The organism is Sorangium sp. So ce693 (genome assembly GCF_051521375.1).
In the GTDB taxonomy this organism is placed as follows: domain Bacteria; phylum Myxococcota_A; class Polyangia; order Polyangiales; family Polyangiaceae; genus Sorangium; species Sorangium atrum.
Genome location: NZ_CP150347.1, coordinates 3,920,346 through 3,933,117 on the forward strand (window position 1 = coordinate 3,920,346; position 12,772 = coordinate 3,933,117).

Annotated in this window: 7 protein-coding genes; 2 read left to right on the plus strand and 5 right to left on the minus strand. The window is 69.2% G+C overall.

The window, feature by feature from the left end:
* Positions 1-47: 47 nt before the first annotated feature.
* The 5 genes from mfd to WMF14_RS15025 all read right to left on the minus strand — a co-directional run bounded on the left by mfd (position 48) and on the right by WMF14_RS15025 (position 7,464).
* Positions 48-3,863, minus strand: coding sequence for a transcription-repair coupling factor (mfd, locus tag WMF14_RS15005; RefSeq protein ID WP_437801621.1), 3,816 nt, complete (start codon positions 3,861-3,863; stop codon positions 48-50).
* 495 nt (positions 3,864-4,358) lie between these two features.
* Positions 4,359-5,282 (minus strand): transposase, encoded by a 924-nt coding sequence (locus WMF14_RS15010; protein WP_437804215.1) that lies wholly within the window; start codon positions 5,280-5,282, stop codon positions 4,359-4,361.
* 246 nt (positions 5,283-5,528) lie between these two features.
* Positions 5,529-6,401: a hypothetical protein gene (locus WMF14_RS15015; protein WP_437801623.1), complete on the minus strand. Its 873-nt coding sequence runs from the start codon at positions 6,399-6,401 to the stop codon at positions 5,529-5,531.
* Positions 6,398-6,997, minus strand: a complete 600-nt coding sequence (locus WMF14_RS15020; protein ID WP_437801625.1) for a hypothetical protein — start codon at positions 6,995-6,997, stop codon at positions 6,398-6,400. Before WMF14_RS15020 ends, WMF14_RS15015 begins: the two co-directional genes overlap by 4 nt.
* Positions 6,994-7,464, minus strand: a complete 471-nt coding sequence (locus WMF14_RS15025) for a hypothetical protein (protein WP_437801627.1) — start codon at positions 7,462-7,464, stop codon at positions 6,994-6,996. Before WMF14_RS15025 ends, WMF14_RS15020 begins: the two co-directional genes overlap by 4 nt.
* 59 nt (positions 7,465-7,523) lie before the next feature.
* Between WMF14_RS15025 and WMF14_RS15030 the strand changes: the two genes are divergently transcribed.
* Both WMF14_RS15030 and WMF14_RS15035 read left to right on the plus strand, forming a co-directional pair.
* Positions 7,524-8,357, plus strand: a complete 834-nt coding sequence (locus WMF14_RS15030) for a TetR/AcrR family transcriptional regulator (protein WP_437801629.1) — start codon at positions 7,524-7,526, stop codon at positions 8,355-8,357.
* A 286-nt stretch (positions 8,358-8,643) separates the two neighbouring features.
* Entirely contained in the window at positions 8,644-12,753 is a 4,110-nt protein-coding gene (locus tag WMF14_RS15035; RefSeq protein ID WP_437801631.1) for a hypothetical protein, read from the plus strand.
* Positions 12,754-12,772 lie beyond the last annotated feature (19 nt).

The following is a 12,772-nucleotide window of genomic DNA, read 5'->3' on the forward strand; positions in this document are numbered from 1 at the left end:
TCGCCCGAGCGCCTCAGCGCGGCACGACGACGTCGTGGGCACTCACGCTAGGCGAGATCACCGCCCTCCTTGAGGCAGCCGGCGAGCTCGCTGAGGAGCTTGTCGGTCGCCTCCAGGCCGCTCGTGAAGGCTTCTCCCTCCTTGGCTCGGCGGGTGAGCCGCATGTCGGGCGAGAGTCGGTAAGGTGAGCTCTTCGGCTGGACCAGCTTGAGCACCTTCGCATGATCGAGCGGGGTGTCCTCGCGCAAGTGCAGCGTGACCCCCTTGGCGCTCGCCTCGCATGCGAGCGCCTTCAGCCGGCGCAGCTCGGTCTTGAGTCGCATGAGGTGCACGAACCGGCGCGCCTCGAGCGGAGGCGGGCCGAAGCGATCCTCCATCTCGACCGCGAGGTCCTGCACGTCGTCGGTCGAGGCGGCACCGGCGAGCCGCTTGTAGAGGGAAAGACGTACGCCGACGTCGGAAATGTACTCTTCTGGCAGAAGCGCGTCGGCGTCGAAGGAGAGCTCGGTGTCGACGTCGTGAACCACGGGCTCGCCGCGCAGCTCGTGGACGGCCTCGTCGAGCATCTGGCAGAAGAGCTCGAAGCCAACCTGGGCGACGGTGCCGCTCTGCTCGGCGCCGAGGAGGTCGCCGGAGCCGCGCAGCTCCAGGTCGAGCGAGGCGATCTGGAAGCCGGAGCCGAGCTCGGTGTGGCGCTCGAGGGCCTCGATGCGGGCGCGGGCCTCGTCGGTCATGGCGTTCGGGGGCGGGACGATGAGGTAGCAATAGGCGCGCTCCTTGGAGCGGCCGACGCGGCCGCGCAGCTGGTAGAGCTGCGAGAGGCCGAACATGTCAGCGCGGTCGATGAGGATGGTGTTGGCGCGGGGGATGTCGAGGCCGCTCTCGATGATGGCGGTGGCGCAGAGGACGTCGTAGCGCCCCTCGACGAAGTCGAGCATCGACTGCTCGAGGTTCTGCTCGCTCATCTGGCCGTGGGCGACGCAGATGCGGGCGCTCGGGACGAGCTCGGCGAGGCGGGCGGCGCGCTCGTAGAGGCCCTCGACGCGGTTGTAGACGTAGAACACCTGGCCGCCGCGGCCGAGCTCGCGGAGGACGGCCTCGCGGAGGACGGCCTCGTCGTGGCGGGTCACCACGGTGCGGATGGCGCGGCGATCGATCGGGGGGGTCGTGATGATCGACATGTCGCGGAGGCCGGAGACCGCCATCTGGAGGGTGCGGGGAATGGGGGTGGCCGAGAGCGTGAGGACGTCGACGTTGGTCTTGAGGGCCTTGATGCGCTCCTTGTGAGTGACGCCGAAGCGCTGCTCCTCGTCGACGACGAGCAGGCCGAGCCGCTTGAAGTGGACGTCCTTGGAGAGGAGGCGGTGGGTGCCGATCACGACGTCGACGCTGCCGTCGCGGAGGCCGCGGGAGACGTCGTCCTGCTCCTGCTTGGTCTGGAAGCGGGACATGGCGCGGACCTCGATGGGGTAGGAAGCCATCCGCGATCGGAAGCTGAGGTAATGCTGCTGCGCGAGCACCGTGGTTGGGCAGAGGACGGCGACCTGCCTGCCGGCGTTGGCGGCGCGGAAGGCGGCGCGGATGGCAACCTCGGTCTTTCCGAACCCGACATCGCCGCAGACGAGGCGGTCCATCGGGCGGCCGGACTCGAGGTCGGCCGCAACCTCGGTGATCGCCCGGGCCTGGTCGGGCGTCTCGTCGAAGGGGAAGGTCGCCTCGAAGGCACGGTAATCGTCGTCTGGCGGCGGAACGGGCTCCGCCGTAGCGGCGCGGCGCTCGGCGTAGAGGCGGAGGAGCTCGTCGGCCATCTTGCGGACGCTCTTCTCGACCCGCGCCTTCGTCTTGGCGAATGTCTGCCCGCCGAGCCGGTCGAGCTTGGGAGCGCCCTCGCCGCCGCTGAATTTCTGGATCTGGTTCAGGCGGTAGACCGGGAGGTAGAGCTTGTCGCCCCCGGCGTACTCGACGGCGATGAGATCGACCGTGGTTGAGCCGACCTGCTTGTGGACGAGGCCAAGGTACCGCCCGATGCCGTGCTCTACGTGGACGACGTAGTCCCCGACGCCCAGATTGCGGAGGTCCTCGAGGAAGGCCTGCGACGGCTTCGTGGAGGAGGAAGCGGCGCGTGCGGCGCGGCGGTGAGCGCGGGCACCGAAGATTTCCTCCTCCGTGACCAGCGCGAGCCCCTCGGCAGGAGCGATGACGCCGCGCGCAAGAGAGCCCGTTACGACGAGGGCCGTTTCGCGCGGAGACGCGGAGCTGCTGCCATCAAAGAACGCGGGGTCGAACGGACCGAGGTTGGCCTTCACCCGCACGTCGCGATGGCGGAGCAGGGCGACGAGGCGCTCAACCTGGGTCTGCGCGCGTGCGGCGATGAGCACTCGTAGGCCCGCTTCCTGCCATGCGACCACGCGACGAACGAGCGGGTCGAGGGCGCCGTGCTTGCCGCGTGAAGCACGGGCGATCTTGATGGCGCGCTCGAGGTCCGACTGATCGCGCGTCGCAAGCGATGGAACGTCCTCAGGGACGACCTCGAAGCGCTCCAGCGAGTTCCGATTTTCCGCAGCACCCTCAACCCCGGTGCGGTGCAGGGCAAGCACCGTACGGGCGCCGAGCCACGAGGCAATGTGCACCTCGTCCTCGTAGAAGGCGGCCAGCGGGAAGTGCGGCTCACGGTCCTTGTGGCTCCGATCGGCCGCGGCGCGACCGAGCTCGTCGCGCACGGCGGCGGTGACGGAGGATGGGTCCTCAAGGACGATGAGCGCGTCGTCGGGCAGGTACGACGTGAAGGAGACGAGGTCGATGAAGGCAGGCAAGTAGCCTTCGGCCCCGAAGAAGGCGCGACCGCTCGCGACGTCGTCGACCAAGGCGCGCGCCTTGGTCGAGGGGAAGTCGATGACGTCACACGCGGCGCGCACCCGCTGGCGGGCTCGCTCGACATTTGCAGGCGTGAGGATCGCCTCGCGCGCCGGCGGGATCCAGACCTCCTTCACGTCGGCGACCGTGCGCTGGTCGTCGGGGTTGAAGGTCTTGATCGATGCGACGATGTCTCCGTAAAAGTCGATGCGCACCGGCAGCTCGGCGGAGGGCGCCCAGATATCGAGGAGGGCGCCGCGGACGGCGAATGTCCCGGGATCTTCTACCAGGGGGCTGCGGACGTAGCCGGATGCACCGAGGCGGGCGGAGAGCGCGTCGCGATCCATCTCCTGCTCGGCGATGACGAGCTCGGCGTGTTCGGTGATCTCGTCCCTGGGTACGACCTTGCGGGCGAGCGCGGTGATGGGGCAGACGAGGACCGACCAGGGAAGGTCCATGCCGAGGTGGAAGAGCGTGGCGAGGCGTGTCTGGGCGCCCCGGCGGTCCGGGTTGACATCCGCGTAAGGGCTGGCCTCGTTCGGCAGGTAGAGCAGGACGCGGCCGAACGTGGTCGAGCCGGCGGCCTCGGCGTCGTCGGCGTCCCGATCGACCAGCAGGAACGACGCGTCGGCCGCCAGAGCGCGGGCGCTGTCGACGTCGGGAGTCAGGGCGATGATCCGGCGCCCGGCGGCGGCCGCGACGAGGCGACGGATGACGAGGGCGCCGGCCGAACCGGCCGAACCTGTGACATGACGGGTGCCAGGTGGCGCCGCGGCGAGCTCTGCGGCGAGCTCACGGGGCGTGATGACCGCGCGGTCTGCCGGGATGTCGAACGACGGGAGCGGCTCGAAGTCGGCCGGCGTGGAGGCGGGCGGGCCGCTGGTAGCGGTATCGTTCGAAGCACTGTCGTCGACGTGGCCTGAGAGCTCGGCGATCGTGGCGCTGAGCGGGGAGCTCGAGGTGGAGGTGCGGGAGCGCTCGGGGGGCATCGGCGCAGCGCGGTCTAGCATGGGCGGAGCGATTCGACCCGCCGTTGTTTTCGCGCGCGACCTGACCGTGGTTCGCGCCGCGCAGGTGCCACCCTGCCGTGCTGCGGCCGGGGGCGCGACCACACCGTGCTGGGAGCGTATCGCGTGGACGTCGTAGGAGGGGGCGTTACACGACGGGTACTTCAGATCGGCCCCGGTCCTGAATGGCCTCTAGTCACGACGGTAATGTCGACTCTCGACTCCACGCCGGCATTTCGACCGCTCGGACTCTGTTCACGCCGAACCTGGTATCATCGAGCGAACCGAGCTGGCGAACCGGTGCGCCTGCCGGCCAGCCGAATCGCCCGACATAGTGCATGAGTCAAGCCCTGGAGGAGAACGAATGTGTGGTCCTGTCGTTGCCTGCAATAACGCCCTGTCGTATTCAGGTGTCGGTAGTGTTGCGCGGCGGGCGAGCTGATATCCCAGGTTTCGGCTTTTGAAATGCTCTGGGGTCAATGTGAGCTGGTCCTGCATCTATGCGGCCGCTGGCTCGCCCGCGTTAACGGTGACACCGTGGAACACGCGCATCCACCACGTTCCCGCAGGGAAAGTTACGCTGCGAACACCTGCGCGCCATTGATTGATCGAGTGTCGGTATGCGATGCGAAAGGCGTGAACGGCAGCGATGGCGGCGTTCTGTGCGTCTGCCTGTCTGCGGCCGACTGCGAATGTTGGATTGAGATCTCGAAGTGGCTCGATGCTCGTTGCTCGCTTGTAAGGAGAAATGTTCCTCGCGCGCGCAGCCCCCAGGAAACCAAGCCTTTGTCGTTGCAGGGTAGTGCGAGCCTGTCTCTCGTGCAGATCGATCCTCTCGGTGATCTCGTGGCGAAATTTGTCAGCGTCGCAGTCGTTGATTGACGGCGGAAGTGTGATCGCAAGAGCTGCGTCGGTTGGCCATTCGTGGTTCCGTGGATTGAAGTATATTTCAGGTCTTTGGGCCCGCAGCACGCCGCGGCCGATGTCGCCGACGAGCACCTTGGCTCCTGGCCACTCATGCGCATGCCGTACGAGACCAGCAGCGACCGGATTTGCGAGTGTGTAAGCGATCTTCTCCACCAGAGCGTCCCGTGTTGCTAGCCGTACCACGCTGGTTGCTCGATGGTCCCACACCGGCCCTTCCCACGCGCGCAAGATCTTGGTCCCGAGAGCGATAAGCCGATGGAATCTCTGTAGAAATCGTGGGAGCTCGCCGTGCGTGTCTGTGACAACGATATGAATGTGCGTGGACATTACGCAGAGGGCGTGTATGAGGATACCATAGCGGTGGGCCGAGACAGCCAGGGTATAGATCACGAGCCGTGTGATCGCGGAGTCGGGGCGGAAGAGAAAGTGCCTTCGCAGTACACGGCGGGTGAGTAGATACGTAGCGCCGGGGACGATCGCACGAGGCTGGCTCATGTCCGACGGGTATGTCAAGCGCCGTGCCGGACTCGAAGTCCGCCGATTTTTGAAGATTTTGGTGATTGAAGCGGTGGCGGCCGCCATCCACTCCGCCACCTTCCGCCACCCAGTGGTCAGGTCGGGGGGGCAGGGCAGAGTGCAAAGGGCAGAGCGCAACGTAGCTCGGTAGACGTCGATTGCTCGAAGGCCACGGAGGCGATGCATCGTGGGTCGGCAACAAAACCAAACAAGAGCTCAACAGCTCTACAGGTGGACCCCGCCTCCTAGCGACACCCCCCACGTTGTTGCCCCTCGCTGCCCGGTCACCCCGGACGGCGCATCCAGGTTGACCGCAACCTGGGAGCGTACGAACACCGGCTCTAATTCCACATTCGCATATAAGGTTGCTGCCCACTGTGAGAAATCTCGCCCTGCGAGCGGCGCCGACTGTGCGAGCATCTGCACCCGCACTCCGGGTGTCAGCGGGCCCATCCGCAAGCCGGCGTGAGCGGCGGCCACGACCGCCAGCCGAGACGGATTGGCGTTTACGGAAACGAGCACGGCTGGATCCAGCTCAGCGCCAACGATCACCGGCATGTACAGCTCCGCCCGGCTGCGGAGCAACAGCGCGATCGGGATCGCGTTCGGTGCCCACATCCAGTAATCCGCGAACCCGCGCGCGGCCGTAGCTACGGCGTAATTGTATTCGACCTCCGTATTTTCCGGGATGGTGCCAGGGAACGTCGTCACCGGCGGTGCAACCCCGACCCCGGCATAGATCGAGCGGTTTCGCTCCTCGAGCAGCGCCGCCTGCACGGTCACGAACGGATTCCCGAACCGGAACGCCGAGCGCCGCGCCTCGCTCTCGATCCGAAACGTAGTCCAGGCCGAGGTGACGTCCGTGGTTGCGAGCAGCCAGCTGTTCAGGCGAACGCCCGCCGCCACCTGCGCCGCGACATGAATCGTATTCAGCGCCCGGTCCTGCGGCGAGGCCGTGAAGATACCGTACAGCGCAATATGGCCGCGGCCGCCAGGTCGCACCGGAATGTCCCCCGTCGTCTGTGCCCAGCTCGGCGCCGCCCCCGCCAACGCAACCACGGTGACCGTGAGCCCGAGCCCGAACGCCCGCCTCCTCACTTCGTCCTCCGGAATTTCTGCACGCCGCGACCCCTCAGGCTGGTGACGTAGACGCTGCCGTCGTGCCCCACGGCGATCCCGTGCCCCCAATCGATCTCCCCGGGACCGTCCCCCGATGTGCTCCACCGGTCCACAATCTTCCCGTCGAGGCTCATCCGCAGCACATGCCCCCGGGGCCGCTCCGGATCCTGATCGCCTCCGTCTACGACGTAGACGTGCCGATCGGGTCCGAAGGCGATCGCCCACGGTCGCCCCAGCGCGGCGCTCTTCCACTGCGCCAGATAGTCGCCGTTCGCGCTGAAGACCTGAACACGCGCGTTCTCCCGGTCTGCCACGTAAACGCGCCCCTCGTCGTCGGTGACGATGCCGTGAGGCGTGTCGAGTTGTCCCCGCCCGAAGCCCTTCTCGCCCCACTCCATGACGAACTCGCCGTCCCTGGAGAAGCGCGCGATCCGCGCATGGTTGTAGCCGTCCGCCACATAGACGTCGCCGTCCAGGCCGAAGGCCACGTTGGTGGGCCGGTCGAACTGCTCCGGGCTCGCCGCGCACCCGATGCCTGCGAGCAATACGAGGATCCACACACCGATGCCCTTCATGGCGCCTCGCCGAGGGTCATGACCACATCCCCCTCCGCCGTCAGCTTGAACACCCGGTTCTGCTCGGAGTCCGTCACCCAGACGAAGTCGTTGCGATCCACCTCGATCCCGTGCGGATAGAAGAACAGCCCCTCTCCCCACGCGTCGAGCAGCTCGCCCGTCTCTGGATCGAAGACCAAGATCGTGGGTTCGCTGATCGGCGCGTCGTTCCCTGACGTGCGCCCGGCCGCATGGCTCACCAGCACGCGCCCCCGCGCGTCGACCGCCACGTCAAGCGCCGGGCCGAACACCATCCCGTCAGGGACACGCGGCCACCCGTCCGCCACCGCGTACGGCGCTACAGGCGCGTCGTCCGCCGCCGGCGGTCGCGATGTGCACGCCCCCGCGAGCGTCAACCCTACCAGCCAGCGGCGGCCCCCGCGCTGCGCACAGGAGACCGACGTTGCGTTGCGAAGCAGCCATCCCATGACCAAGTATAACAAAGTTATCCTGATGGCGTCAACGGGCGAGGCGCGGACGTGGCAAGATGGTGGGCATGGGTGTGATGAATGCCGATGAACCGGTGGAGCGCGTGTTCACGGCGCTCTGTGAGGGACGGTTGACGCGCGACGATCTGACGGCCCGCAAGATCGCCGCGTTCCTGGGCCAGACGACGATGGTGCTGTATCACCACTTCGGCTCGCTCGACGGATTCCTCATCCGCGTCGATGGCCTCGGGTGGCGGCGGCTCGCCGAGCGCCTCGACGCGCGGGCGCGCGGCGGCGCCGACGCGCGGTCGCTCGCCGTCGGTTACGTCGAGTTCGCGCTGTGCCATCCGGACCTGTACTGGCTGATGGCCGAGCGCCGCTTCGACCGCGCCCGCCTGCGCGAGCAGGGGCGCCTGCGGCTCGCGCGCCCTCTTTGGAGCTCATTCGTCGAGCTCTTGCGCCATCATGGCAGCAGGCGGCCGGAGGAGGATACCCACGTGCTCTTCGCGGGCCTTCATGGCATCGCGATGCTCGCACTGAGCGGGCGCTCCAACCTGGGTGAGGTTTCTTCCGGGAAAATTCCTTCCAGCCTGGGTAGGGCCCCCCCTGGAGGCCCGGGTGGGACCCCATTCAACCCGGGTGAGGAACCGAACCTGGGTGAGGGGACCGCCACGGGTGAGGAACCGAACCTGGGTGAGGGGACCGCCACGGGTGAGGAACCGAACTTGGGTGAGGGGTCCACCGCCAACCCGGGTGAGGGCCTCGCCGCAGATTCGGAGGTGGCCTTCGCCGCGGCACGCCGTCTCGCGGACCTCGTCCTCCCCGTCCGTCCACCCGAGCCGACCGCCTTCCAGGCGGGCCACGACCGCGGCGGCCCAGGGCGCCGCGCCTGAGCCGTCCGCCCAGGCGCGTTCAGGCGCCAGAGCGCTCGCAGGACGCTCCGCGCGCGACGCACCGGCTCCTGGCACACGGCTCGCCAGCGAGGAAGAAAGGGAAAGCGCGTCGGCGCGCGCCTTCGCGCCGGGCGCATACCTCGCGCGGCGCGGGGCTTGCGCTGGAATTGTGCGAGACCGAGACCGACCCCAGCACATCGCGCCCGTTCGCCGGCCAGGCCGCGCAATGTCGGGGAAATCGGCACGTCCTGCGAGCTCGCGGCATCTATCTGGGTTCGGAGGTGTTATGCGCGCGCGACGCACGGTCGCTTGGTTGCTCAGCGGGGGGCTCCTCACCGCCGGCGCCGGTTGTGGCAGCGACGAACCAGATGCGCTCGGCTCGGCGCGGCTCGCGGCCGTCGCGAGCGCCGACCGCACCGTGCACGCGCCCGATGCGCTCGGCGCCCAGCACCAGGCCGCGATCGCCGCCAACGCGGACGCGAGCATCCTCGTCGCGACCTACACCGATCCGCGCGGCGCCCTCGCAGATCCGATCAGCCTGTCCGGCGTCGCGCGCTCCGCCGATGGCGGCAGATCCTTCGCCGAGGTCCTCGGCCCGAACGGCGTGGGCGCGCTGCCCTCGGCCGCCGGCGGGCGGGTGCTCGGCGCCCCCCGCGTCGTCCACGATCCGACCCGCGACGTGTTCGTCAGCTCCTCCACCTACGTCCGGCCCACCGACGGCCTCCAGGGCCTCTGCATCCATGGCTCGACCCCCGGCAGCACGGCCGGCTCCTCGTGGTCCGCACCGGTCGAGGTGGCTCCCGCGTTCGTCGCGGGGGAGAGCGCCGAGCAGGCCTCCATCGACGTCAACGCGGCGACCGGGCGCCTCTCCGTCACCTGGGTTCAGCGCGGCGGAGCGTCTCCGAGGGTCCTCTACAGCCACTCCGACGATCTCGGCCAGACCTGGTCGCCCGCGGCCACGATCGCCCAGGCGCCTGCAGGCGGCGATCTCGACGGGCCGAGCGCGCGCATCCTCCCCGGGGCGACCGACCGGGACTCGGTCGTCTACGCCGTCTTTCGCGCCATCGAGCCGGGGACCTCGCTGCGCAACATCGGTTGCCGCCGGTCCATCGACGGAGGCGTCACCTGGGAGCCGCTCACCCTCCTCGACGAGGCCAGCTACCCCGCGGAAGACCAGATCCTCGGCGTCGACCAAGGAAGGAGCGCCCCGTCGATCGACGTCGACCAGGCCACGCGGCAGGTCTACGTCGTCTATCAGCGGAGCGGCGCCCGCGGGACAGGGGACATCGCGCTGCGCTCCTTCACGGAGCAGTGCACCGCAGGCCCCGCCGTCCTCCTCAACAGCAATCCAGGGCGCGATCGGGCCCAGTTCTTCCCCTTCGTGGCCGTCGACCGAACGACCGGCACGGCGCACGTCGTCTACTACGACCAGGATGTCGAGAGCTCGGGTGACATGACCGAGATCGTCCACACCGCGTCGAGCGATCAAGGCGCCTCCTTCAGCGCGCCTGCGGCGATCTCGGACCACCCCTTTCACGCGGGCCACGGCAACGACGCCTCCCGGCAGAACCTCGGCGACCGCATCGGCGGCGTGGCGCTCGCCGGCGAGCTCTACAGCGTCTTCAGCATGACGGCCACCCCGCCGCGGTTCGACGAGGGGCAGCCGTCGTCGACATCCCTGATCGCGCCCAACGTCCACCTGGACGTCCTCGACGAGCTCGCGCGCGTCCCGCCGCTGCGCGCGGCCGGCACCCGGATCGCGGACACCGCGTGCGGCGCCCTCGCGAACGAGCGCATCGATCCCGGGGAGCTCGTCGACGTCGGCGTCTACCTCGAGAACTACCTCGCCAACCCGATCTCCGGCAGGACGACCGTCTCGCGGATCACCGCCACGCTGTCGACGGATACGCCCTCCGTGACCATCGTGAGGGCGAGCGCGCTCTACCCCGATATCGAGCCCCTCCGCACCGTCGCGGGCGACGCGCCGTTCGTCCTCAGGACGGCCCGGGACTTCGTTCCGGGAACGCCGATCGACCTGACGCTCACGGTGAGCTCGGCTCAGGGCACGGTCGAGCTGCCGATCCAGCTCGAGACGGGCTCGCCGGGCGCCGCGGAGGTCCTCCTCCGCGAGGATTTCAACGCCGCGAGCGCGCCCGCGCTGCCCTCCGGGTGGCAGTCGGTGCGCGCCGGCGGGTCGGCCTCCGCCTCGCCGTGGACGGTCGCGCAGACGCTGACGCCCGGAAACAACGCGGCGTTTCACGACGAGGAGGCGGTGACGTCGCTCGTCGCGCTGGTGTCGCCCGCCGTGACCATCCCGGAGAGCTCCGGGAACTCCTACGTCACGCTCGACTTCGATCTCACCTACGAGCTGGAGGACGATCCGCAAAAGCTCATCCAGGCGTTCGACGGCCTGACGCTGCACGTGGAGGATCTCACGGCTGGCGCCGCGCCCCGGGCGGTCCTCGCGGAGGCGTTCGCCGAGCGGATCATCACCGGCGGGAGCCACCACTTCCCCAAGCACCTTCCAGCCCGCGACGACCCGGACTACCTCGAGGACAACGCGGTATGGTCCGGCAGCTCCAGCGGGAGCAAGCACGTGTCGATCCGCTTCCCAGGCGCCGGGTTACGGGGGCGGACCGTGAGGCTCCGATTCGACTACACGCAGGACGACAGCCGGGTCTGCACGGATATCGGGCGCCCTGGGCCGTGCGGCGTCGCGGTCGACAACATCGCGCTCGCGGCGGTGCCGGTCGTGTCCGGCGCCTGCGGGGCGGACCTGGCCATCACCCAATCGGCCGCGCCGGATCCTGTGTCGCCGGGCGCGCAGTTCACGGTGACGATCGACGTCGCCAACGAAGGGCCGGGCGACGCGAGCGACGTCGTGGTGTCGTCCGCGCTGCCCGCCGGGGCGAGCCTCGTCAGCGCCGCGGGGACCGGCTGGACGTGCGATCCGGCCGGCGAAGAGCTGGTGTGCCGGCGCGCCTCGCTCGCCGCACGGGAGAGCTCGTCGATCGCGGTCACCCTGGTCGCGCCCACGCTCGCGCCACGCACGGTCAACGAGGAGATCGAGGGCACGGCGAAGGTGAGCTCCAGCGACTACGATCCGGCGCCGGAGAACAACGAGAGCGGCGTGCGCGTCGACGTCTCCGTGCCGGCGCGCCTGATCTGCTATCTCACGGTCCTCGGCGAGCGCATCCCCCGCGAGGATCTCGCCTATACGGCGCTCATCAGCAACACGGGGGGGCGCGTGCAGCACGACAACGCAGGGTTCGAGTTCGTTGACGTGCTCCCGCCCGAGCTCCTGCTGGAAGGCGCGTTCGCGGACAGCGGCGCGGTCTCGGCCGATCCCACCACCAACACGGTGGGCTGGGACGGCGAGGTCGAGCCGGGGGAGTGGGTGGTGCTCACGATCGAAGCGATCCTCCTTCCCCTGACCGATGGACTCGTCGTCACGAACCAGGGCACGCTGTTCTTCGACGCGGACTCGGACGGCGTCAACGAGTCGAGCGCGATGACCGACGAGCCCCTGTTCGCCGGCGCGGCCGATCCGACGGTGCTCATGGTGAGGCCCGCCATCTGCGGCGATGGCGAGCTCGGGCTAGGCGAGGAGTGCGACGACGGCAACCGGCGCAACGGGGATTGCTGCTCGGATCTGTGCACCGCCGAGCCGCCGACCACGATCTGCCGCATCGCGACCTCGCTGTGCGATCCAGGGGAGTATTGCGACGGCGCAGGGAGCTGCCCCGCGGACGTGAGCCTGCCGGACGGCGCCAGCTGCGATGATTTCGATGTTTGTAATGGCAGCGATGTCTGCTTCCAGGGACTTTGTCTGAGCGACCTCCCGCTCGACTGCGATGACGGGGATCCGACGACCACGGACGAGTGCCATCCCTTCTTCGGCTGCCGGAACACGCCAAGCGGCGCCACGGTGGGAGGGGTCGGAGGCGGAGACGACGGAGGAACTGCAGTCGGCGCAGGCGGCGGCGACGCGGGCGGCAGCGGAGCGGGCGGCAGCGGAGCAGGCGGCGGCGTCGCGGGCGGTAACGGCGCTGGCGGCAGCGGTGCGGGCGGCGGCGGCGACGCCGGAGGACCGGCCGAGGGCGCTGGAGGCAGGAGCGACGGCGCCGGCGGCGATTGCTCCACCGATGCCGGCGGGGCGGGCGGCGCTGGGGTCGGTGGTGGTCGAGATGCGGCGGGTGGGGGTGGGGAAGGGGGAGGAGGCCAATCCGACGGAGGAGCGCCCCCGGGCCCATGCTGCTGTTTGAGCATCAGCTGCGCGTATACCGCCATGGGCGGTGAGACCGGGCACGCGCCAGGAGCGGACCGCGCGCTCGCGCTGTGCGGCGTCCTCGTGGCGCTCGGCAGCGCGCGCCGCGCTCGCCGCCGTCGCTGCTGACGGCGGCGCGCGCGCGCCC

Coding starts and splice junctions, on each gene's coding strand:
- WMF14_RS15020 (WP_437801625.1), bottom strand. CDS start 6,997: ATGAAGGGCATCGGTGTGTGGATCCTCGTATTGCTCGCAGGCATCGGG.
- mfd (WP_437801621.1), bottom strand. CDS start 3,863: ATGCTAGACCGCGCTGCGCCGATGCCCCCCGAGCGCTCCCGCACCTCC.
- WMF14_RS15025 (WP_437801627.1), bottom strand. CDS start 7,464: ATGGGATGGCTGCTTCGCAACGCAACGTCGGTCTCCTGTGCGCAGCGC.
- WMF14_RS15030 (WP_437801629.1), top strand. CDS start 7,524: ATGGTGGGCATGGGTGTGATGAATGCCGATGAACCGGTGGAGCGCGTG.
- WMF14_RS15010 (WP_437804215.1), bottom strand. CDS start 5,282: ATGAGCCAGCCTCGTGCGATCGTCCCCGGCGCTACGTATCTACTCACC.
- WMF14_RS15035 (WP_437801631.1), top strand. CDS start 8,644: ATGCGCGCGCGACGCACGGTCGCTTGGTTGCTCAGCGGGGGGCTCCTC.